This is a genomic window from Agrobacterium tumefaciens (assembly GCF_005221325.1).
Taxonomy (GTDB): domain Bacteria; phylum Pseudomonadota; class Alphaproteobacteria; order Rhizobiales; family Rhizobiaceae; genus Agrobacterium.
In genome coordinates, this window is record NZ_CP039889.1 from 2,018,587 (window position 1) to 2,039,836 (window position 21,250).

At 57.9% G+C, this 21,250-nt stretch carries 20 protein-coding genes and 1 pseudogene; 13 read left to right on the forward strand and 8 right to left on the reverse strand.

From position 1 onward, the window contains the following. Nucleotides 1-38 precede the first annotated feature (38 nt). Both CFBP5499_RS24180 and CFBP5499_RS24185 read right to left on the reverse strand, forming a co-directional pair. A complete protein-coding gene (locus tag CFBP5499_RS24180) occupies nt 39-1,550 on the reverse strand; it encodes a ShlB/FhaC/HecB family hemolysin secretion/activation protein (RefSeq protein WP_158523285.1) in 1,512 nt (503 codons plus the stop codon). A 263-nt stretch (nt 1,551-1,813) separates the two neighbouring features. Continuing rightward, a complete protein-coding gene (locus CFBP5499_RS24185) occupies nt 1,814-2,548 on the reverse strand; it encodes an invasion associated locus B family protein (RefSeq protein WP_080827777.1) in 735 nt (244 codons plus the stop codon). Between the two features lie 797 nt (nt 2,549-3,345). Here CFBP5499_RS24185 and CFBP5499_RS24195 point away from each other — a divergent pair. After that, nucleotides 3,346-3,480 (forward strand): annotated as a pseudogene (locus CFBP5499_RS24195) (integrase core domain-containing protein); the annotation flags it as partial. Nucleotides 3,481-3,951: 471 nt separating this feature from the next. Beyond that, a complete protein-coding gene (locus CFBP5499_RS24205) occupies nt 3,952-4,494 on the forward strand; it encodes a hypothetical protein (RefSeq protein ID WP_130932525.1) in 543 nt (180 codons plus the stop codon). 381 nt (nt 4,495-4,875) lie between these two features. Here the strand turns inward: CFBP5499_RS24205 and CFBP5499_RS24215 are convergent, their stop codons facing one another. After that, nucleotides 4,876-5,883, reverse strand: coding sequence for a toll/interleukin-1 receptor domain-containing protein (locus CFBP5499_RS24215; protein ID WP_336470688.1), 1,008 nt, complete (start codon nt 5,881-5,883; stop codon nt 4,876-4,878). A gap of 388 nt (nt 5,884-6,271) precedes the next feature. On the opposite strand from CFBP5499_RS24215, the gene CFBP5499_RS24220 reads away from it, so the two are divergent. The 5 genes from CFBP5499_RS24220 (at nt 6,272) to CFBP5499_RS24240 (ending at nt 10,299) form a co-directional block, all read left to right on the forward strand. Beyond that, nucleotides 6,272-6,619 carry a hypothetical protein gene (locus CFBP5499_RS24220; RefSeq protein ID WP_080827774.1) on the forward strand — a complete coding sequence of 116 codons (348 nt, stop codon included), beginning with the start codon at nt 6,272-6,274 and terminating at the stop codon, nt 6,617-6,619. A gap of 303 nt (nt 6,620-6,922) precedes the next feature. Further along, nucleotides 6,923-7,324, forward strand: a complete 402-nt coding sequence (locus CFBP5499_RS24225) for a MarR family winged helix-turn-helix transcriptional regulator (protein WP_080827773.1) — start codon at nt 6,923-6,925, stop codon at nt 7,322-7,324. Nucleotides 7,325-7,392: 68 nt separating this feature from the next. Beyond that, nucleotides 7,393-8,688, forward strand: coding sequence for an MFS transporter (locus tag CFBP5499_RS24230; protein WP_080827772.1), 1,296 nt, complete (start codon nt 7,393-7,395; stop codon nt 8,686-8,688). Nucleotides 8,689-8,960: 272 nt separating this feature from the next. Then, a complete protein-coding gene (locus tag CFBP5499_RS24235; RefSeq protein ID WP_080827771.1) occupies nt 8,961-9,647 on the forward strand; it encodes an OmpW/AlkL family protein in 687 nt (228 codons plus the stop codon). A gap of 208 nt (nt 9,648-9,855) precedes the next feature. Continuing rightward, entirely contained in the window at nt 9,856-10,299 is a 444-nt protein-coding gene (locus CFBP5499_RS24240) for a glyoxalase superfamily protein (RefSeq protein ID WP_080827770.1), read from the forward strand. A gap of 72 nt (nt 10,300-10,371) precedes the next feature. Here CFBP5499_RS24240 and CFBP5499_RS24245 read toward each other — a convergent pair whose 3' ends face one another. The 4 genes from CFBP5499_RS24245 to ugpB form a co-directional block, all read right to left on the reverse strand. Next, nucleotides 10,372-11,433: a sn-glycerol-3-phosphate import ATP-binding protein UgpC gene (locus tag CFBP5499_RS24245; RefSeq protein ID WP_080827769.1), complete on the reverse strand. Its 1,062-nt coding sequence runs from the start codon at nt 11,431-11,433 to the stop codon at nt 10,372-10,374. Continuing rightward, a complete protein-coding gene (ugpE, locus tag CFBP5499_RS24250; RefSeq protein WP_080827768.1) occupies nt 11,433-12,281 on the reverse strand; it encodes a sn-glycerol-3-phosphate ABC transporter permease UgpE in 849 nt (282 codons plus the stop codon). Before ugpE ends, CFBP5499_RS24245 begins: the two co-directional genes overlap by 1 nt. A gap of 9 nt (nt 12,282-12,290) precedes the next feature. Then, entirely contained in the window at nt 12,291-13,172 is an 882-nt protein-coding gene (gene ugpA / locus CFBP5499_RS24255; RefSeq protein ID WP_080827767.1) for a sn-glycerol-3-phosphate ABC transporter permease UgpA, read from the reverse strand. A gap of 67 nt (nt 13,173-13,239) precedes the next feature. Then, nucleotides 13,240-14,550 carry a sn-glycerol-3-phosphate ABC transporter substrate-binding protein UgpB gene (gene ugpB / locus CFBP5499_RS24260; protein ID WP_080827766.1) on the reverse strand — a complete coding sequence of 437 codons (1,311 nt, stop codon included), beginning with the start codon at nt 14,548-14,550 and terminating at the stop codon, nt 13,240-13,242. Between the two features lie 364 nt (nt 14,551-14,914). Between ugpB and CFBP5499_RS24265 the strand changes: the two genes are divergently transcribed. From CFBP5499_RS24265 to CFBP5499_RS24275, 3 genes are all read left to right on the forward strand, one after another. Next, nucleotides 14,915-16,021, forward strand: coding sequence for a CobW family GTP-binding protein (locus CFBP5499_RS24265; RefSeq protein WP_175416881.1), 1,107 nt, complete (start codon nt 14,915-14,917; stop codon nt 16,019-16,021). Further along, entirely contained in the window at nt 16,018-16,287 is a 270-nt protein-coding gene (locus CFBP5499_RS24270; protein WP_080827765.1) for a hypothetical protein, read from the forward strand. Before CFBP5499_RS24265 ends, CFBP5499_RS24270 begins: the two co-directional genes overlap by 4 nt. 93 nt (nt 16,288-16,380) lie before the next feature. Then, the gene (locus CFBP5499_RS24275) at nt 16,381-16,818 is read left to right on the forward strand and encodes a YqaA family protein (protein WP_080827764.1); all 438 of its coding nucleotides are present in this window, start codon (nt 16,381-16,383) and stop codon (nt 16,816-16,818) included. Nucleotides 16,819-16,992: 174 nt separating this feature from the next. Here the strand turns inward: CFBP5499_RS24275 and zigA are convergent, their stop codons facing one another. Then, on the reverse strand, nt 16,993-18,198 hold the full coding sequence (zigA, locus tag CFBP5499_RS24280) for a zinc metallochaperone GTPase ZigA (protein WP_175416882.1): 1,206 nt from the start codon (nt 18,196-18,198) through the stop codon (nt 16,993-16,995). A gap of 271 nt (nt 18,199-18,469) precedes the next feature. On the opposite strand from zigA, the gene aztA reads away from it, so the two are divergent. Genes aztA through aztC form a run of 3 tightly spaced genes read left to right on the forward strand, consistent with a single transcriptional unit; the run spans nt 18,470 to nt 21,199 of the window. After that, complete coding sequence (gene aztA, locus CFBP5499_RS24285; RefSeq protein ID WP_080827763.1) at nt 18,470-19,297, forward strand: zinc ABC transporter ATP-binding protein AztA; 828 nt, start codon at nt 18,470-18,472, stop codon at nt 19,295-19,297. Next, nucleotides 19,290-20,156 (forward strand): zinc ABC transporter permease AztB, encoded by an 867-nt coding sequence (aztB, locus tag CFBP5499_RS24290; protein WP_080830095.1) that lies wholly within the window; start codon nt 19,290-19,292, stop codon nt 20,154-20,156. Before aztA ends, aztB begins: the two co-directional genes overlap by 8 nt. Nucleotides 20,157-20,185: 29 nt before the next feature. After that, on the forward strand, nt 20,186-21,199 hold the full coding sequence (aztC, locus tag CFBP5499_RS24295; RefSeq protein ID WP_080827762.1) for a zinc ABC transporter substrate-binding protein AztC: 1,014 nt from the start codon (nt 20,186-20,188) through the stop codon (nt 21,197-21,199). Nucleotides 21,200-21,250 lie beyond the last annotated feature (51 nt).

Genomic DNA, 21,250 nt, shown 5'->3' on the forward strand with positions numbered 1-21,250 from the left:
ACACTGCAGACCACGACTGACGGGTGTTCCCCGCATTCTTAGAATGAAACCGACACCCGCGCCTGAACGAGACCCGAGGACGGTTTGACGTCGCCGGGCAGGTCGGGCATGGAGAGAATATCGGCATAGGACAGATCGAAATTGATCCGGCCGCCTCTATTGCGAATACCAATGGCAGCGCCGACGATATTGCCGCCGAGGCTGTTGCCGCGCCTGTCCGAAACGCTGTGTCCAAGATCAAGCGCGACATAGGGTTCAAGCCTTCCGATTGCCTCGACGGCTGCGGCATCATTCATTTGCGGCAGCAGAAATGACAACTCGTTGCGCATGAGGACAACCTTGTCGGCATAGAGAACCGCCTCGCGCACGCCGCGAACGGTCGAATAACCACCGAGCGACATTTGCTCGGAACCGAACAGAGGGTCAGGGGACCATTGCCCGGAAACATTGGTGCTGAGGATCATGGTGGATGAGCCGACATCCTGCGTCCGGAAATAACCGAGCGAGGCCGTCACCTTGTCGAACTGGCCTTGGGGCGAGCCATCCGGCGCGGTCGTATCGTCAAAGGCTCCGAGAATGTCGAGACCACGATGATAGCCGATGCTGGCGCTCGCCTGTCCGCCAAACAACTGGCGGGACTGGCCGAGCTCGAAGCTGGCGATTGACAGCACACGGCTGGAAACGTCGATGCGGCTGCCGAGCAGGAAGTTTTCCGTTTCCTTCCATGTCAGGCGGCCCGTCGCCCATGTCTTCGAGGTCTGATCCCTGTAAAGAATTCGCGAGATGTATGGCGAGAGCGATTTTGACCCACCAGACGTATCGATGGCGGAAAGCGGTCCTGCCAAGGACGAATGGTAATCGTTCCAGGAGCCGTTTACACCAACAGTCCAGTAGCCGTAGGGAATGGATAGCGAGCCGGTCAGCGTGTTGCTGTTGGGGCGCTCATTGCTGAAGAACAATGGATGATGATCCATCGAGCGCTGGTAGCCGAATTGCCACTCGTCATTGATGCCGAACAGATTGTCGAGACCAAAATCGGCGCGCGACTGATAGATGCCTGTGGCGATGCCGCCAAGATTGTCCGAGGACAGGCTTGCATGCCACGGGCGACCCTGCTCGACCTTGACGTCCAGCACTGAACCGCCCTGTTCCTTGCCGGACTGGAGCGCTATGGTCGCCTTGCTCGAGCGCAGACGGTTGATCTGGTCGAGGCCCTGTTCGATATCGCGCAGGTTGACCGGCTGTCCGGTCATGCCCGGAAACGCCGTCGCGATCCTGCCACTGGCAGACGCATTGCCGTCCAGCGTAATCCCTTCGAGACGCCCTTCGATGACGGGAATATCAAGCGTCCCATCGGAGAGGTCCTGTGCAGGCAGATAGGCACGTGATGCGACATAGCCACGTTCGACATAAAGATATGTCACCGCTTCGAGCACATTGTTGAGTTCGGCGAGGCCGAGGCATTTTCCTTCAAAACGTGCTGCCGTGCGCCGTACTACATCCGCTGGAACGAGCGTTGCACCGATCACCGAAATGCTATTGATCGCCACGCAGGTTTCGCCGGGACCAGAGGTTGTTACCTCCGGCGGCCTGACTGCTTGCCCGCCTGGCGCTCGCGTCGTCTTGCGGAGTGTCTGCGCTTCGCGAAGACGCTCCTGCTCAGCCTGCAAGCGGTCGATCTGGCCTGCCTGGCGTGCAGCATCATCACGGATGTTTTGTGCCAGAGCGGCGTCAGCAAGTGCAACGGAGAACAGGACGCCTGCGAAAACAGCGCTGAGGGTGCTACACGTCTTATGTCGTAAAACGGATGCCTTCAATTGCCAGCGCCCTCGGCACCGGAAACAGCCGGCGTCTCTCCGCTGGCCTGTCCCGCCGCAGGTACGGTTCCTGCCGACAGTGCGTCGAACGCCTTGGTGAAGCCCTTGAGCGAGAACGAGACCTTTACAGCCTGACCGCCCAGTAACCGGAAGAAGGTCGCTCCGTTCGACGCCTGTTTCATCTGGCTGATGAGGCTGTTGTCGAGCGGAATGATGACGAAGCAGCCAGCATGATTGCAGTTACGATAACGCACCAGTGAGGGCTTTGCGCTGCCTGCGCCAAAGCCGAAATCGGATGCGAGATGAACATCAAGCGGCGTCAGCGCCACGAGCGCCCAGTTCGCCTTGCCTGCCTTGTCGTTGGCGCGGGAAATGGCGAGGTTCAACACCTCTACAGGCTTGCCGCCCTGATCGACCATCAGTGGCTGGGCGATTTCGCAAGACGCTTTTTGTGGCACCTTGTGGTCAGCTCCAGCAGCAACGACACAACGCAATGTCCAGTCATCGAAGCGTTCCGTATGAACCTCCGTGGACGGCCGTTTTGCTGTATCCGATTGCGCAGCGGGTTCCTGGGCATGGACAGTCGACAGCGAGAGCAAAACGGCAGTAGCCGAAGCAGCCAGACTTCGCCTTTTCGACGCTAACGAATAGACCCGTAACAGACTGTTGCTAAACACCGACTCTGCGCAAAAATTCCGACTAAAAAAATGTACAGGCTGCGCAAATGTCATTCGGATCGCTTCTTCAATGCTCTATGGAATGCACCTTTGCCGTATCAAAAGATCAGCGTTTTTCCAAGGTGTGAATCAAAAATTAACGCCCGGAAGTTGAAAAATATCACTATTCTTCGTTTTTCGGATATTTCCGCACCATCGGTGATAGTGATCATTCCGCCTGTAACCCGCACGGGATAACCCAGAACTGTACGAACCCGCATCGACTTGCGAAAAGGTTTTGTATCCCGACTGTCGGATTCAATCGACAGAAGCATCGGACGTCTTATCGACGCAGACATGGATGAGGCGTGCACCAGGCTCGACGCGTCGCAGCCGCAGAATGCGTTAACGTTGTTTCAGTAAATCACCAAAAATATAACCACAGGGTGTGGCGACAGATTTCATTTCTGCTAAAGCGCGAAATGTCGGCGTCGCAAAACAGGGGGCGACGCCGACCGAATCCTTTCGGCTACCAGAAAGGTGCTGGAGGCAACGTTTTCTATCAATTGGAGAGGCAGTTACCGAAGATGAATTTCTTGCGTCGCATTTTTGGCGGAGTGCAGCCGTCCTACCTCATTCGATCCTATCTGATGGGTGCCGTCGTTTTTGCCCTGATGATGAGCATGCTGAGCGTTGAGGCTCAAACCGGGTCACCTGTCGCGTTGGTCGTATTTTCATTGGCGAGTACGTTGCTTTTTCCTTTCGCCAAGTTGGTTTGGGATGAACTCCGCAACCTCGCCCTCGGGAACAACATTCTTTTTATGAATGCGATCGTCCTGTTCATGCTCAAGTTGCTCGTAAACCTCCTCCCTGTGTCCGAGGCCCGCGTCGGCATAGGCCGATATCTGACCTTTTATAATAGCCGACGCCCACATTCATCCCTTGACCGGCGGACGCCGGATCAAGCCTACTTCAACGCGCTGGCACCAATGATGGTGGCGGCATAATCGAGGCGGAAATCCACTTAACGAAACGCCCCAAACTGTTCAAACAAACCGAACCACCTCTGTGCGTCCCTCGCCGTATTGAGAAGTGAGCAGAAAAGTAAGACATAGCTTAGCGTATCGGCCGCGATTTCCGTCGCGGCAATCCACTTAGCCGTAAAAGATGTTTTCGGATTAACTGAAGTCGAAGCGCGACAACAGTTGTAGCTAGTCACATTCGCCGATTTTTGCGCCCTTGAAAACATTGGCAGTTCGTCGGCCTGGCGTCAGCACGGTCGAACTTCGTCGTCACATTCGCTGCTCCTGCGGACGTCCTTTCTCACATTCGATTATCTTGATGGCCGCGCCGAGCGAGATATCAATATACGCTGCAAATTTTCTGTGCGATCCACGATTAGCGAAAGGATGCACGGCCATTCAGTTTGCCTTTACATTCGCAAACTAAGTTCCCTCGTGTTCAACGAGGACTTTTTCATGCAGCTCCAGGAACTGCTCCAGCTAGACGAAGAAATAAAAGAGGACATCAAGCGTTTGGGGTTCCGGCTCAAGCGCCAAAATCCACCGAGAACAGTTGCGTTCAACTGTTTAGCCGTCTCAGTCGGATTGGCGGAGCAACTCGAGTTCGCTATCCATGTTGCGTTCGACCACTATGCCGACCAAAGGATTATAATTCACATCGGAAATCTGGGCAAAGAGGACTGCGTTGGTGCGGAGGATGGGGAGGACGACGGTTGGCTTTGGAAAGATCGCACCATCGAGAATCTCGCTGCTGATCTGCCGTACCTCGCGGCCACCGAAGGTTTGGGATATCATGCGTGGTTATCATTCGCGGGGTCTATCATCGATCCCACCATTCGATATTCGATCCCCTCGGATGAGCCGAATTCTAACTCCGTTCCGCTATACATTTCTCGCGATGGAACTTTCCATCCCCCAGGGCTACGACCGCGCTACAAGAGCTTGAGGGAATTTACATTCACTGATTTTGACGAGATTCGATTGCTGCCGTTGCCATGAAAAAAGGCGCGGCGCTTTTCAGCCGTGTCCAACATTGGGTGTTTCGTAAGGTCAACGGGTTGCGCATCGATCAGTCGAAGTGGCGGCTTCACCAAAGGCAAGAAACCGTCGGACGTCCGAGAGTCAGAACTTGAATCGGTTTTTCGCATATCGTTACCCGAGAACTGTTGTACTAGAATTCGTCCGGGCGGCACGTGTGTCAACCCGCAAGTGGTGATCCACCGTTAGCCCCAACCACCGCGAATGTCGGTACGCCGACACTCGGGACATGCAACGGCCGATACTCGTCTGTCCTCGCGCTTCGCCTCCTGTCGCTCTGCAGGAGTCAGAACTTCAACCTCGAAGCGATGTCCGCAATTCAAGCACTGGAAGCGTTTGAGTTCAGTCATATTCGATCCCCGCGTGTCCGATGAATTCGAGCCAAAGGGCTTCCGCAGCCTGTTGAGCGTCATACTTGCTGTTGTCACGTCCCATAAGGCCACCAAAGCCTAAGGTCAGGTACATATTGTAGTCATCGGCATTGACGCGGATCGAACCGTTCGACGTGTTAGTGCCGGCATGGGCTTCGAACACGTAATTGATGTCCCCGAAATGGTGCCTGCTGCCTTTGCTGTTGTGAACGGTAATGTGTGCTTCCCGGCCACCTTTTATGCCCCGGTTCACGACGGTGCAGGTAAAGGAGCTATCACTCATCCTGTGGAACTTGGCTTTCAGGTCGTCAATTCCGCTGAGTTCATCGCACGAGCTCTTGAAGTAGTCGCGGATAACCTCATAGGCTTGATCAATAAACTCTCCTCGCTGAATTGAATCGAATTCTTGCTTGATTTTGATCCGACGGCCTGACGTCACCGCGGCCGACGGTCCCGTGCCGACCGGAACGGTATCCGTTTTACCCGTAGAAACCAGCCGACGGATGCCGGAAACAACGTCAAGATAGGCGACGTTCGCGTTGGTCCATTCGGATATCGGCTTGCCGTCCTTAGGCAAAGCCATGAATTGTCGAAAGGGGGAAGAAAGCCAGTCGCACGGCTCGACGATCACCGGAACGATATGGAGCTTACCGTTCTCGAAAAGTCGGAGCGCCTCCTCGAATTCCTTTTCGTAGCAGTAGTTGGAAGCGATGTAATCGGGACTGACCAGAGCGATGAACAGATCGCTCGATCGCAAGGCGTCCATCACCGCTTTGTCCAGCTTCGCACCTGCAACGATTTGGTGATCGGTCCAGGTTTCAACGGAGCCTTCACGCTGAAGAAGCGACATATGCTTATGCAGCCTGTCGAGATACTTCTCATCAGCGTGCGAATAGGAGATAAACGCGCTTAATGCCAAGGTACACCTCAGTAGTGAGTCGAAACCGAAGACCACACTAAGCCTCCGCACATTCACCACCAAGTAGTATCACTCCCCTTCCACACGTATTTCCAGAGCCCGACGTCATTTTAAGAACCTGCTGCTAAGGCAAAGGCACCCCACGTCCCTGATTCAGAGACGCCGGTGGCTCGGACAGGACCTTCGTTTGCCGAGAAGGCACAAACTGTGGCCGTTCATCTGAACAACGAGATTCACGGTATCTAGGTCACCGTTACCCAGGACAGGCCGCTTGTGTTTACGGTCCGAACTACCGGAAGCATCAAGTTAAAGGTCCAGCTTCTATTCGGGGGACCTGATCGCGGACATTGATGAGGTGTTTGTCGAACCCGATCTACGCAGATAAGGCCGATGCCGGCGTTTCACGCAGGAACTCTGTCGCTCGCTTCACCTAATCAGCTTCAACAAAATGACGCTGTACGCTGTTCACGATGGGCGCGTAACTTGGGGGGCTTTTGGCTTTCGCCCAACCCGTGGCGCGTGGAAAACACATAAAGAGAAAATTGAGAAGAGCTTTCGAGCGCATCAACAAGAATTTCCGCCGGAGATTGCACAAGATATCAGCGATTTGATCTCGGCTAACCAGATCAGTGTTTTCCCGCTAATAGCCAACATCGCAGTCGACAATCAGTTGTTGCCAGAAGAATTGTCGACCAGAATTCTTGGTAGTCTAAAAGGGTGGCATGGAGAATTCGATGATGGTTCGTTCGTGCTGAAAAGCGCTGTCGCCGATCTTATGCCTTATTCGTTGGCGTAGTGAAATGTATAAATCTCAGAAATCATATGTAATATGAGTATAAGTGAATGTTATCTTAGGTTTCTGAGTGCAAATGTTGATTTATTCGCCATTGTAGACATAATGTGCTTAAAAATATATACTAAAAATCCAAAGCGTGCGGTATTGTCGCTGTTTTGCTCGGTTTTTTTGAAATTTTACTAAATAAAATCAAATTATACTCAGGTCACTTCGGTGACTCCCGGTCAGAATGCGTGACTCCTTACATATAATTTTCCAGACGCCTCTTGCCTGCGATAATTTACGGGTATATACCCGAGACAAATGCCAAACGATAGCTGCCACTGCATTCTGTTGCGCAAAGCATCCCGCAAGGTTTCGTCCTATTATGACGAGGCGCTGGCGCCGCTTGGCGTGAATATCGGCCAGTTCAGCCTGTTGCGGAACATCAACCGCACGGCCCCTGTTTCGCTGACCGACCTTGCCGTGCGGGTGGAATTGGATCGCTCCACCGTCGGCCGCAATGCCAGGGTGCTGGCCCGCATGGGGTTGGTCGCCATCGGTCACGGTAAGGACCAGCGAGAGGCGATGCTGACCGTGACGGAGGAGGGGCAGGCGATCCTGAAGACGGGCGCACCGCTCTGGGACGGCGTGCAGGACGAAATCGAGGCCCGGCTGGGCCCGGAAAAGACCGCACAATTGCAGGAACTGCTCGCAGCCCTGTAATTTTTTGATCATGAAGCGGGTATATGCCCGTAAGACTCGGCCGAAGGCCATGGAAAGGGACCTTGAACATGCTCTCCACACGCCTTGCCAGCTGGATGGCCGGCAGAAACCTGCATTACGGTTGGGTCGTTGCGCTCACCACCTTTCTGACCATGCTGGCCACCGCCGGTGCAATGGGATCTGCGGGGGTGATGATCCAGCCGCTGCACCAGGAATTCGGCTGGGATATCGCCGATATTTCCTCCGCCATGGCGGTGCGGCTGGTGCTTTTTGGTCTTCTCGGGCCTTTCGCCGCCGCCTTCATGAACCATTTCGGCATCCGGCAGGTGGTATCGACGGCGCTCGCCCTGATCATGGGTGGCATCGTCGCATCCTTTTTCATGACGCAGGTCTGGCAATTGCTGCTTCTCTGGGGTGTGGTGATCGGTGTGGGCACCGGCATGACCGCACTGGTGCTGGGTGCGACGGTGGCGTCACGCTGGTTTTCCAAACGCCGGGGCCTCGTGATCGGCCTGATGACGGCCAGCAACGCCACGGGTCAGCTGGTGTTTCTGCCGCTGCTGGCGGCACTGACCGAGGCCTATGGCTGGCGGACGGCCCTGACGCTCTCCGTTGCGGTGATTGCAACCGCCATGGTCCTCGTTCTGCTTCTGATGAGCGACCACCCTGCCGATGTCGGCCTGCCGGCTTATGGCGAAACGGCGGTGGTAAAACCGCCGAAGCAGGACCACAATCTTCTCGCCACGCTGGCCTCACCGCTGGTGACGCTGAAAAGCGTGTCCGGGAACCCTGTCTTCTGGGTCCTGTTCGGTACATTCTTCGTCTGTGGTCTTTCGACCAATGGCCTGATCCAGACCCACTGGATTTCGATCTGCGGTGATTTCGGCATGGCCGCGGTCACGGCGGCGGGCACGCTGGCGGTGATCGGCATTTTCGATTTCTTCGGTACGATCTTCGCCGGCTGGCTTTCCGACCGTTTCGACAACCGGTTCCTGCTGTTCTGGTTTTACGGTCTGCGTGGCCTCTCGCTGATTTATCTCTCCTTCTCCGGTTTCAGCTTCGTCGAGCTTTCGGTCTTCGCCGTCTTCTACGGGCTGGACTGGGTGGCGACCGTGCCGCCGACGGTGAAGTTGGCCGCCGAAAATTTCGGCCGTGAAAAAGCGGGTCTGGTTTTCGGCTGGGTCTTTGCCGGCCACCAGCTGGGGGCCGCCACCGCCGCTTTCGGCGCCGGCTTCTTCAAGAGCGATTTCGATACCTATATGCCCGCACTGCAGATTGCCGGCCTGATGTGCATGATCGCGGCTTTCTCGGTGCTGCTTCTCAGGAAGCCCGGTTCCTCCGCCCTGACGCCGCAGGCGGCCTGAGGGTAAAAGAGGGCGCCAGACCGGCGCCCTCCCGCTTTTCGGGTGTATGAAGCAGGCTTCACAGGACAACGCCTGTTGCGCAACTGTCACAGTTCCGCTTGCTTCTTTGGCCTGACGAGCGATCGTCGTTCCCATTTGATCCATCTCAATCGGCCCGCCCCGTCCATCGCCATAGTGGCTGCGATCCGGTGCGGCAGGCGAAGAGTCGCCGGCCCGCCGTCATCAGCCGGTTCGGGGTTTGCCCGGCTGTACTGCGCTATAGGAGAGATGGAATGACGAAGATGAACAGCAAGACCGCCCTGCTGGCCAGCGTTGCGGCAATGATGATGGCAAACGGCGTGGCGGCCGCCGATCTGGCCCCGGCAGCACCGGCCCCCACCGCCGAAGAAGCGATTGCGGCGGCAAGCCCATGGATGCTGCGCGTGCGCGGCCTCGGCGTCATCACCAATGACAGCGGCAGCGTCGATGGCGTTCCGGGTGCGGGCCTGTCCTATTCGGATACCGTGATCCCCGAACTCGATATCAGCTATTTCTTCACGCCGAATTTTGCCGCCGAACTCATCCTCGGCACCACCTATGCCAAGATCAACGGTGAGGGTGTACTGGCCGGCACGCCGGTCGGCAAGACATGGCTGCTGCCGCCGACACTGACGCTGCAATATCACTTCACCGATTTCGGCGCCTTCAAGCCCTATGTCGGTGCAGGCGTGAACTATTCGTTGTTTTACAACCAGTCGGAAAAGCCCGGCTTCAGCAACCTCGATGTCAAGAACAAGCTCGGTGCTGCCGTGCAGGTCGGTTTCGACTATATGCTCGACGAGCATTGGGGCGTGAACTTTGATGTGAAGAAAATCTTCCTCAAGACCGACTGGACGGCGGAACTCGGCGGTACGCCGATTAGCGGCAAGGCCAAGCTCGATCCCTGGCTGATCGGCGCGGGTATCACCTATCGCTTCTGACCCCGGATAGGCCTGAGCCCCACCTTTGACGGGCGGTGCTTTCTGAGTTATACGGACGGCCACGGGCAGAGAGCCCCGGCCGTCCGCAGGCATTTTGCCCCTGGTGAAGCTCTTTTCCTGATAACGGTCATCACCATGTTTTGCATGTCGTCGATGGCAACGCGGACACCCTTCGGAAAATTCGGCATGTCAATGTTGGAGAACCGTTATGAACGTGTCCAAACCGCTTCCGGCACTTGAGGGGCTGAAGGAGCAGGTAAAACGCCTGCGGGCCGCCCTTGAAGGGCAGGGGCAGACAGTTACCCACTCAAAAGCTCTGGAACTTATCGCCGCCCAATATGGCTTCCGCGACTGGAACACCCTGCACGCGGCCGCCGGCAATCGCCCCGCCTTCAATCCCTATCTGCTGGGTTCAAGGGTGGAAGGCTTCTACCTCGGCCAGCCTTTCGTCGCCTCTGTGCTCGGCGTCCAGGCGCTCGGCGGTGACCCGGAACGCTACCGGCTCACTCTCCATCTCGACGACCCCGTCGATGTCGTGACCTTCGAGAGCTTCTCCGCCTTCCGGCAGCGCGTCCACTGCAATATTGACGCATCCGGCCGCACGGTGGAGAAAACCTCCAACGGCCGGCCGCAGGTGGAGCTGGTGTGGTAAAATAGCCGGGTAAAGTTTCCGAAGCGAAAGGACACCCGCCGAAGGGCGGGTGTCGATCATAGCTACGGCGTCTTAGATGCGCTTGCCCGCCGCATCGAACAGGTGGAAATCCTTTGCCTGCGCGGCGATCTTCAGCATCTCGCCTATGCGCAGTTGGGAACGGCCGGGCACGCGGAAGACGATGGTGGTGCCGTCTGTAAACGAGCCGTGCACATAGCTTTCCGCGCCCACCAGTTCCACGGCGTCCACCTGTACCGTGCCGGTGAAGGCGGCATCGGCGGGTTCGGCTTCCGCCAGCGTGATGTCTTCCGGGCGGATGCCGAGCGTGGCGGCGGTCTGCGGCAATGCGGCAGCGCCGTTCACCGACCAGCCGGCCGGGCCATTGGACGAGGCTGCACCATGGGCGAGAAGGTTCATGGAGGGCGAGCCGATGAAGGTGGCGACGAAGGTGGTGGCCGGTTTTTCGTAGAGCTCGATCGGCGTGCCCATCTGCTCGATGCGGCCCGCATTCAGCACCACCAGCCGGTCGGCCAGCGTCATGGCCTCCATCTGGTCATGGGTGACATAAACGCTTGTCGTGGCGAGCGAACGTTGTAGGCGGCGGATTTCGACGCGCATCTGCACGCGCAGCTTGGCATCGAGGTTGGAGAGCGGCTCGTCGAACAGGAAGGCTGCCGGCTTGCGCACGATGGCGCGGCCCATGGCCACCCGCTGGCGCTGGCCGCCGGAAAGCTGGCGTGGCTTGCGCTCCAGGAACTGCTCGATTTCCAGCGCCTTGGCCGCCTCGGTAATGCGCCGGTCGATCTCCTCCTTCGGCGTGTTGCGGTTCTTCAGGCCATAGGCAAGGTTCTGCCGCACCGTCATATGCGGATAAAGCGCATAGTTCTGGAACACCATGGCGATGTCGCGGTCAGAGGGCTCGAGATCGTTGACGACACGGTCACCGATGATGATCTGGCCGCCGGAAATGCCTTCCAGGCCGGCGATCATGCGCAGCAGGGTGGATTTTCCGCAGCCGGAGGGGCCGACGAGCACGATCATCTCGCCGTCGGCGATCTCCATCGATACGCCCTTGATGGCGTCGACATTACCGCCGTAAACCTTGCGGACGTCTTTCAGCGCAATTTTTGCCATTACTTCTCGGTCTCCACCAAACCTTTGACGAACCAGCGCTGCATCAGCACCACAACGATAATAGGGGGGATGATGGCGAGGATCGCCGTCACCATCACATAATTCCAGGGCGTCGAAGCGTCGGTGAAATCCACCATGCGCTTGAGGCCGATGATGATCGTGTTCATCTTGGCATCGTTGGTCACGAGCAGCGGCCAGAGATATTGGGTCCAGCCATAGATGAACAGGATCACGAAAAGAGCGGCGATATTGGTTCTCGACAGCGGCAGCAGAATATCGCGCATGAAGCGGAACGGGCCGGCATTGTCGATACGCGCCGCCTCGACCAGTTCACCGGGAATGGTCAGGAAGAACTGCCGGAACAGGAACGTCGCCGTTGCAGACGCCATCAGCGGCAGTGTCAGGCCGGCATAGGTGTCAATCAGCCCAAGATCGACGATGACCTTGTAGGTGGGCAGGATACGCACTTCCACCGGCAGCATGAGCGTGATGAAGATCATCCAGAAAAAGCCCATGCGGAAGGGGAAGCGGAAAAACACGATGGCGAAGGCTGACAGGAACGAAATGACGATCTTGCCGATGGCGATGGCGAGCGCCACGACGAAGCTGTTGAACAGCAGCCGCTCGAGGCTGACGCCGACCACTCTTTCGACACCGCCGGCCATGGCCTCGGTGTAATTCGCGCTGAGATGATCGCCGGGCAGCAGCGACATGGGCGGGCGGATGATGTCATTCGACGTCATGGATGAGGCGATGAAGGTGTAATAGATCGGGAAGGCCACGATGATGATGCCGAGAACCAGCATCAGATGGGCGATCACGCGGGCAATGGGACGATTTTCAATCATCGGTGATCCTCAGCCGTAATGCACGCGCTTCTCGACGAAGCGGAACTGGAAGGCGGTCAGCGCAATGACGATCACCATCAGGATCACGGACTGCGCGGCGGAAGAGCCGAGGTTCAGGTTCACGAAGCCATCATTATAGACCTTGTAGACCAGCGTTTCCGTCGCCTTGGCGGGGCCGCCGCCGGTGACGGCATGGATGATGCCGAAGGTATCGAAGAAGGCGTAAACCGTGTTGACGACCAGCAGGAAGAAAGTTGTCGGCGCCAGCAGCGGGAAAACGATGGTCCAGAAGCGCCGCGAACCGCGCGCACCATCAATGGAAGCCGCTTCCAGCAATGATTTCGGAATTGCCTGTAAACCCGCGACAAAAAACAGGAAATTATAGCTGATCTGTTTCCACGCAGCGGCGGCGACGACCAGCAGCATGGCCTGATTGCCATCAAGCAGCGGGTCCCACATGATGCCGTTGCGGCGCAGGATATAGGAGAAGGTGCCCATGGCAGGGTTGAACATGAACAGCCACAACATGCCGGCGACAGCAGGCGCCACGGCATAGGGCATGATCATCATGGTGCGGTAAAAGCCCTTGCCGCGCACCACGCGGTCGGCAGCCGTTGCCAGAAGCAGTGCCAGCCCCATGGAAACGAGTGCGGTGAGCACGCTGAAAATGACCGTGACCTTCAGCGAGTTCAGATAGCTTTCATCAGAAAGGACCGCGGAAAAATTGGCCAGCCCGACGAAATTGCTGCTCAGCCCGAAGGCGTCCTCGCGCATGGTCGACTGGTAGAGCGCCTGGCTTGCAGGCCAGAAGAAAAAGATCACTGTCAGGATGATCTGCGGGGCGACCAGCAGATAGGGCAGGATCTTGTTGGGGAATACGACGCTTTGCACGGCGATCTCCTGATGAGATGGAAGTGCCGCCCGCACCGGATAAGGATGCGGGCGGGGCAGGGATCGTTTAGTTGCCGATGGCCTGCTTGATGGCCGCATCACCGCGCGTGACAATCTTGTCGAGCGCCGTTTTCGCATCCTGCTTGCCGGCCAGCATTGCCTCATACTCTTCGTTCATGATGTCGCGCACCTGCGGCAGGTTCACGAGGCGTACGCCCTTGGAGTTTTCTGTCGGCGGCTTGCCCATCATCTGCAGCAGCGGCGTTTCGCGGGCGGGGTTCTTGTCGTAGAAACCGGATTTCTTGGTTTCCTCATAGGCCGCGATCGTCACCGGCATATAGCCGGAGACCTGATGCAGGCGAGACTGGATCTTGGTCTGCGAGAGGAAATGAAAGAATTCGGCAACACCCTTATATTCGGCGTCGCTCTTGCCGCCGAACACCCAGAGGCTGGCGCCGCCGGGAATGGTGTTCTGCGGACCATGGCCTTCATAATAGGGCAGCTGGCCGATGCCGTAATTCATGCCGGTCTTGACGATATCGCCGAGACCACCGGAAGATTCGGTGAGAATGCCGCATTCGCCGGACATGAACAGCTGCTTGGCTTCCGAGGTGCGGCCGCCGTAACGGAAGGTGCCGTCCTTGGCGAGATCGGCAATCGCCTGGAAATGCTCGACGAACAGCGGCGCATTGACCGCAAGCTTCACATCCGTACCACCAAGTCCGTTTTCATTGCTGCCATAGGACACGTTGTTCCAGGCGGCGAAGTTTTCGGTCTGGATCCAGGTGAGCCAGGTGGAGGTGAAACCGCATTGGGCGGCACCGCTGGTCTTGATCTTCTTGGCTGCTTCGAAAACTTCCGGCCAGGTCTTCGGCGGGTTGGCGGCGTCGAGGCCGGCCTTCTGGAAGACGTCCTTGTTGTAATAGAGGATTGGCGAGGACGAATTATAGGGGAAGGACAGCATGGTGCCGTCGGGCTTGGAATAATAGGCGACGATGCCGGCCAGATATTCATCCTTGTTGAAGGTGTAACCACCTTCCTTCAGCACGTCCGCCACCGGCTTGATGGCGCCGGCGGCGCCCATCATCACGCCGGAACCGGCGTCGAAGACCTGAATGATGGCGGGCGGCTGCTTGGCGCGGAAGGCGGCAATGCCGGCATTCAGGGTTTCAGGATAGGTGCCCTTGAACACGGGCGTGATCTTGTAGTCTTTCTGGCTGTCGTTGAACTCTTTCGCAAGCGTGTCCACGACCTCGTTATTGGCGCCGGTCATGGCGTGCCACCACTGGATTTCCGTCGCAGCGAAAGCATTCGATGTGACAAAAAACGAAAGCGCGGATGCCGCAGCAAGGCGGTAGCTGAGTTTTTTCAAGGTCATTCCTCCCGTTTTAAAAACAGTAAAAGATACAGCCCCTTATTGCAGCCTATCCTCCTCGATCAGGCTGCGGGCGATCTTTTCTGTATTAGCATTGCCGATTAAAAGCGAACTCTAACGAAAATGCAATAGAGCGTGGAACGAATAAAACGAAAGTGAATGGAATGATTTTATTATTCCATTTTCGGGGCGTTCCGGTTTTTTCGTGTGTTCGTCGGTATGACTTGATGAGGGAAGGTTATGCGGACGAACACCGTTATGGCAGTGCCATGTATATGTGGAATGCATAAACGCTATTGATATGTTATTACATTACATTTTAAAGTGCGGTGAATTTAAAAAATCTCAAGGTGCAGATGTGTTTGGAATGACGCGAAAGAAGGTGGTTGAACGCAAAGAGGGTATGGCAGACCAGACACCTGTTAAGACGGTGCCCGTCACCTTGCTCACCGGCTTTCTCGGTGCCGGCAAGACCACCTTGTTGAACGAGCTTCTGGCCGAGCCTGCCATGGGCGATGCGGCGGTCATCGTCAATGAATTCGGCTCGGTCCCTATCGATCACGGTCTGGTTCGAACGGGTTCGGAGCGTTATTTCCAGACCACGACGGGCTGCATCTGCTGTACCGCCACCAGCGATATCCGCACCTCGCTATACGAGTTGCATCAGGCTTTTCTCGAAGGTGTGACGCCGGGAATATCGCGTGTCGTCATCGAGACCACCGGTCTTGCCGATCCCGCACCTATTATCAACAGCCTGATTGCCGGCGGCACGCCGGCGCTTGGTCTGCGCGACCATATCGTTGCCCGGCACTTTCATCTTTCGGGCGTGGTCACAGTTTTTGATGTCATCTCGGGCCGGGCGATGCTCGACAGTTTCGTTGAGGGCTGGAAACAGCTGGCCTTTGCGGACCATATCGCCCTCACCAAAACCGATCTTACCGATGCGGCGGCAATCGATCACGAGAGCCTCACCGATCTCAACCCCGCCGCCCGCCTGCATGACCGCAATGCGGCCGGTTTCGATCTCATGTCGCTTTTTGCAACGAAGAACTATTCGCTGCGCGGCAAGACGGATGACGTGCCGGGATGGCTGGCGGCCGACAGGCTGGGTCTCCATGCCGGTCATGATCACGATATCGACCGCCATGGCGCCGGGGTGGAGGCCTTCGATCTCACCTTCGAGGGCGCGCTCGATCCGCAGGCGATCGTCACCTTTCTCGAACTTGTTACCAGCAACGTGCATTCCGGCCTGCTGCGGCTCAAGGGAATTTTCGGCGCGACTGACGACCCGGCGCGGCCGGTTGTCGCCCATGCCGTGCAGCACCGGCTTTATCCCTTGACCCGGCTGGATGGCTGGCCGGATGGAGACCGTTCAACACGCATCGTCATGATCGGCATGGATATGCCGCAGCAGCCGATCCGCGATCTCTTCAACACATTGGCCGCGCAGGCGGGGCGAAAGGGCAGGGCATGAACAACCCGCTTGCACGCAACGGTTCCGCGATCATCTCGAAAGCCCGCCTTCTGAAACAGTGGTCGCGCGACTTGCTGCATCTTCGTGCCGAAGACATCGTCACCGTCAGCGAGCTTTCCTGTGCGCTGCCGGATTGCCCGCCGCGGGAAACGGTGATCGTCGTCCTGTCCGCCTCTGGCGATATCAGGCAGATATCCATCCACAAGGCGTTGCTGGAGGTGGATCATGACGATATCGTGTGCGCCATCGCTGCGAATTCCGCTTGAGATGCTGTTTCCGAACCTTAGAGACGCTTGACCGTCGCTGCCCTCATCCGCCACTTCAGTGGACGGTAGGATTCGGATGATGAAGGGCAGGCAATGGCCGATCTGGCGGTATATGCGGGTTTGTTTCTGACGGCGTTCATCGCGGCGACCATCCTGCCCATGCAGTCGGAAGCGGCGCTTGCCGGTCTCATCCTTCTGAAATCCCAGCCTGTCTGGCTGCTGGTCGCGGTAGCCAGCGTTGGCAATGTCGCCGGCTCATTCGCCAACTGGCTGCTCGGCCGTGGCATCGAGCGTTTCCGCCATGAACGCTGGTTTCCCGTCGGGGAGGCTGCGCTGCAACGGGCACAGAACTGGTACAGGCGTTACGGCAAATGGTCGCTTCTTCTCAGCTGGGCGCCGCTGATCGGTGACCCGCTGACAGTTGCAGCCGGGATCATGAAGGAACCGCTTCCGGTGTTTCTGCTGCTGGTCACCATTGCCAAGGTCGGAAGATACGTCGTGCTGGCGCTGGTGACGCTGAATTTTCTTTGAGTTTCCCGTTTCTTCTCCCCGCCGGGGAGAAGATGGCCCGAAGGGTCAGATGAGGGGGCAAGCTCTCCGTATATCTCTACCGTCACCCCCTCAACCCGCTGCCGCGACCTTCTCCCCGGCGGGGAGAAGGCGAAAACCGCTGGCGCTCATCCAGACCAAGGGCGGTGAGGACAATCAGGCCGCTTGTCGGTCCCAGCTGGCAAAGGGGTCCGGCAGATGCCGCCAGGCATCCGGCGTGAAGGCTTCGGTGTCGATCAGGCACGCGTCCAGCTGCGCCCGGATGCGGGCCTCGCTCATCGGGTCGGAACCGATGAAGACGATTTCCTGCCGACGGTCGCCGAAGACCGGGTCGAGATGGGGCTGCATCATATCGAGGAACTGCTTTTCGCGCGGCCATTGCTCCCTCGGCACGGCGGACCACCAGAGGCCCATTTTGCCGGTGCGGACCAGGGCGCCCGCCTGGCTGATCTCACCGACATAACGCGGCCGTGTCGCCAGCCAGAAGAAACCCTTGGCGCGCACCACCCCCGGCCAGGCACGATCGATGAAACGCTGGAACAGCACGGGGTCAAATGGCTTTTTGGCGCGGTAAACGAAGGAGCGGATGCCATATTCCTCGGTTTCGGGAATGTGGTCCTTAAAGCCGTGCAACTCCTTGAACCACAGCGGGTGTTCTTCGGCTCTGGCGAAATCGAAGCGGCCGGTGCCAAGCACCTCCTTCAGTTCCACCTTGCCGAAATCGGCCTCGATGAGTTTTGCATCCGGGTTCAGCCCGACGATGATCTTGCGGGCCGCATCCCGTTCCTCCGGCGTGGCGGAGCCGATCTTGTTGAGGACGACCACGTCGGCAAATTCGATCTGTTCGACCAGAAGGTCGACGATGGTGCGGTTGTCGCCATCGCCTGCCGTTTCGCCCCGGTCGGCCAGAAAATCGGACGAGCCGTAGTCCTTGAGAAGATTGGCGGCATCCACCACCGTCACCATCGTATCCAGCCGCGCGACATCCGACAGGCTGCGGCCATTCTCATCGCGGAAATCGAAGGTAGCGGCCACAGGGAGCGGCTCGGCGATGCCGGTGGATTCAATCAGCAGATAATCGAAACGACCCTGTTCGGCGAGCGCGCGCACCTCGGTCAGAAGGTCGTCGCGCAAGGTGCAACAGATGCAGCCATTGGTCATTTCCACCAGCTGTTCCTCGGTGCGGGAAAGATTGGCGCCGCCATCGCGCACCAGCGCCGCATCAATATTGATCTCGCTCATATCGTTGACGATCAGCGCCACGCGCAGCCCATCGCGGTTGGCGAGAATGTGGTTGAGAAGCGTAGTCTTGCCGGCGCCGAGAAAGCCGGAAAGCACGGTGACAGGTAGTTTTTTCAACATGGGACCTCGTTTTATCAGCAAGGCAGCGTGGGCTTCACAGCGGCCACGGCGAGCGGTTTGGAAACGACGGCTAACAGCCATTTCGTTCTCTCACTGTTACGTAATAACATTACATCAATGTTGTATGTCAACCCGGTGTGGAAAAAATGCAGAGGCCGGGCAAGGCCAACTTTCCAATAGTTAATGTTATTTCATTACATATTCGTTTGACGAATGTAATAACATTACATATCAAGGGGCCAATGAATGAAATCCTGCCCCGGAGGGATCGATGAGCGATCCGTGCCTCACCTTCACCAATCTAACGCTTGGATATGCCGGCCGCGCGGCCGTGCACCATCTGGATGGCGCTATTGCCAGGGGATCGCTGACTGCGGTGGTCGGCGCCAATGGCTCGGGAAAATCGACGCTGATGAAGGGCATTGCCGGCATTTTAGAGCCCCTTGGCGGTGAATGCCGGATCAGTTCAGGCATTTCCGTCGCTTATCTGCCGCAGCAGTCGGAACTCGACCGGTCGTTCCCTGCTCAGGTGCGTGATCTCGTTGCTCTCGGTCTATGGCCGAAACGCGGCCTGCTCGGTCGCTATCGTTCCGAGGACAAGGCGGCAATGGGCCGGGTGATGGAGGCGGTCGGGCTTTCCGGCTTTGAAAAGCGCAATATCGACTCGCTCTCCGGCGGCCAGATGCAGCGCGCTTTGTTTGCCCGCGCCATGTTGCAGGATGCGCAGCTTATCCTGCTGGATGAACCCTTCAACGCCGTCGATGAGCGCACGGTCACCGATCTTCTGGTGCTGATCAAGGCCTGGGTTGCGGAAGGGCGCACGGTTCTCGCCGTCCTGCATGACCATCAGCTGGTGCGGCAGCATTTTCCACAGACCCTGTTCCTTGCCCGCAGGCTGGTTGGACTGGGGGCTACAGCCGATGTTCTCAAGGCGGAAAACATGCAGCAGGCGCGGCATTTCCACGAGGCATGGGCGGAAAATGCGCCGTGGTGCGGGCCGGGCGATGCGCCGATGGCCGGTGTGCTCAATGCAGACCCACGAGCGGCATCATCCCATCCTCACGTCCACTCACACGCAAGTTCGAATGCCCATGGCTGAAATCTTCATCGAACCCTTCCTTCAATATGTCTTCATGCAGCGGGCCCTTGCCGGCGCGTTGATCCTCGCCATCAGCTGCGGGCCCGTCGGGGTGTTCTTGATGCTGCGCCGCATGAGCCTCACGGGCGACGCCATGGCGCACGCCATCCTGCCGGGCGCGGCGGTCGGATTTCTGTTTTACGGGCTGGAAATCCTGCCGATGACCATTGGCGGGCTGGTTGTCGGCCTTGTGGTGGCGCTCGGTGCCGGTGCGGTATCGCGTTTCACCGTCCAGAAGGAAGACGCTTCGCTTGCCGCCCTTTATCTGATTTCACTGGCGCTCGGTGTGCTGCTCGTCTCCTGGCGCGGCTCCAGCGTCGATCTCATGCATGTGCTGTTCGGCACGGTGCTGGCGCTGAACAACGAGGCGCTCGGCCTGATCGGCGGCATCTGCGCCGTGACGCTTCTGGTGATGATCACTTTCTGGCGGGCGCTTCTGGCGGAGTGCCTCGATCCTCTGTTCCTGCGCTCGGTCAGCAACTGGGGCAGCCCGGTGCATTTCCTCTTCCTCGCCATTGTCGTGCTCAATCTGGTTGGCGGTTTTCAGGCGCTTGGCACGCTGCTTTCGGTGGGCCTGATGATGCTGCCCGCCGCCGCCAGCCGCTTCTGGTCCAACCGTGTGGCACCCATGTGCTTCATCTCGATCGGTATCGGCATGGTCTCCTGCTTTGCGGGCCTCCTCCTGTCCTATCACGCGTCGCTGCCCTCAGGCCCGGCGATCATCCTTTCCGCGGGCGTCATCTACGCGCTCTCCATTCTCGTCGGCACGCGCGGCTTGCTCGGCGATCTTCTCGGTTCCGGCCGTCACAGAACGGCCTGAAAACAGTGTTCGAAAAAGGAGAACCTCTCATGTTCAAAACCTTCCGTCTTGCCACCTGCGCAAGCCTTCTTACCCTCTCGCCGGTCCTGATGGCGCAGGCTTCGGCTGCCGAACTCAAGGTCGTGGCCAGCTTCTCGATCATCGCCGATTTCGCCAAAAATGTCGGCGGCGACCGCGTCGAGATCACGACGCTCGTCGGGCCGGATGGCGACGCGCATGTCTATGAACCGCGCCCGGCCGACGCCGTCGCCGTCAGCAAGGCGGATGTCGTGCTGGTGAATGGCCTGGAATTCGAAGGCTTCCTGAAGCGGTTGATCGACACCAGCGGCACCAAGGCCCCCGTCGTTGAACTGACCAAGGGTGTGGAGCCGCTCAAGCTTTCCGACGAGCCGGCCGGTCACGCCCATCCGGAAGCTGAAGAAGAAGGCCATGACCATAAGGCCGAAGAAGCCGGCCACAAACACGAGACGGCCGAAGCCCATGATCACGATCACGAGGGACATCATCACGGCGAATACGATCCGCACGCCTGGCAGTCGATCAACAACGCCGAAATCTACGTGAAGAACATCGCCGGTGCATTTTGCGAGGTCGACAAGGCCGGTTGCGCCACCTACACCGCCAATTCCGAGGCCTACATCGGCAAGCTCGCTGCCCTGAACGAGAAGGTGAAGACGGAGATCGCCGCCATTCCGCCGGAGAAGCGCGTCATCATCACCTCGCATGACGCCTTCGGTTATTTCGAGCACGCCTATGGGCTCAACTTCCTCGCGCCCGAGGGTATCTCGACGGAATCCGAAGCCTCGGCGGCAGATGTCGCCAAGCTGGTGGATCAGGTGAAGCACGACAAGGCTTCGGCCATTTTCGTCGAAAACATCACCGACAAGCGGCTGATCGATCAGATCGCCAGCGAAACCGGTCTTAAGGTCGGTGGCACGTTCTATTCCGATGCGCTTTCCACCGCCGACGGCCCGGCTGCGACCTATATCGATATGGTCAACCACAATATGCAGACGATTACGGCCGCTGTTCTCGGTCAGTAAAACGGGCGGTTTTGCCTTGATCCAAGGGGAGGGTGGCTTGCGCCGCCCTCT

Bases quoted from the DNA above. Each gene is read 5' to 3' on its own strand.
- CFBP5499_RS24185 (WP_080827777.1), bottom strand. From the start codon at position 2,548: ATGACATTTGCGCAGCCTGTACATTTTTTTAGTCGGAATTTTTGCGCA.
- CFBP5499_RS24205 (WP_130932525.1), top strand. From the start codon at position 3,952: ATGCAGCTCCAGGAACTGCTCCAGCTAGACGAAGAAATAAAAGAGGAC.
- CFBP5499_RS24220 (WP_080827774.1), top strand. From the start codon at position 6,272: ATGACGCTGTACGCTGTTCACGATGGGCGCGTAACTTGGGGGGCTTTT.
- CFBP5499_RS24225 (WP_080827773.1), top strand. From the start codon at position 6,923: ATGCCAAACGATAGCTGCCACTGCATTCTGTTGCGCAAAGCATCCCGC.
- CFBP5499_RS24230 (WP_080827772.1), top strand. From the start codon at position 7,393: ATGCTCTCCACACGCCTTGCCAGCTGGATGGCCGGCAGAAACCTGCAT.
- CFBP5499_RS24235 (WP_080827771.1), top strand. From the start codon at position 8,961: ATGACGAAGATGAACAGCAAGACCGCCCTGCTGGCCAGCGTTGCGGCA.
- CFBP5499_RS24240 (WP_080827770.1), top strand. From the start codon at position 9,856: ATGAACGTGTCCAAACCGCTTCCGGCACTTGAGGGGCTGAAGGAGCAG.
- CFBP5499_RS24245 (WP_080827769.1), bottom strand. From the start codon at position 11,433: ATGGCAAAAATTGCGCTGAAAGACGTCCGCAAGGTTTACGGCGGTAAT.
- ugpE (WP_080827768.1), bottom strand. From the start codon at position 12,281: ATGATTGAAAATCGTCCCATTGCCCGCGTGATCGCCCATCTGATGCTG.
- ugpB (WP_080827766.1), bottom strand. From the start codon at position 14,550: ATGACCTTGAAAAAACTCAGCTACCGCCTTGCTGCGGCATCCGCGCTT.
- CFBP5499_RS24265 (WP_175416881.1), top strand. From the start codon at position 14,915: ATGACGCGAAAGAAGGTGGTTGAACGCAAAGAGGGTATGGCAGACCAG.
- CFBP5499_RS24270 (WP_080827765.1), top strand. From the start codon at position 16,018: ATGAACAACCCGCTTGCACGCAACGGTTCCGCGATCATCTCGAAAGCC.
- CFBP5499_RS24275 (WP_080827764.1), top strand. From the start codon at position 16,381: ATGGCCGATCTGGCGGTATATGCGGGTTTGTTTCTGACGGCGTTCATC.
- zigA (WP_175416882.1), bottom strand. From the start codon at position 18,198: ATGTTGAAAAAACTACCTGTCACCGTGCTTTCCGGCTTTCTCGGCGCC.
- aztA (WP_080827763.1), top strand. From the start codon at position 18,470: ATGAGCGATCCGTGCCTCACCTTCACCAATCTAACGCTTGGATATGCC.
- aztB (WP_080830095.1), top strand. From the start codon at position 19,290: ATGGCTGAAATCTTCATCGAACCCTTCCTTCAATATGTCTTCATGCAG.
- aztC (WP_080827762.1), top strand. From the start codon at position 20,186: ATGTTCAAAACCTTCCGTCTTGCCACCTGCGCAAGCCTTCTTACCCTC.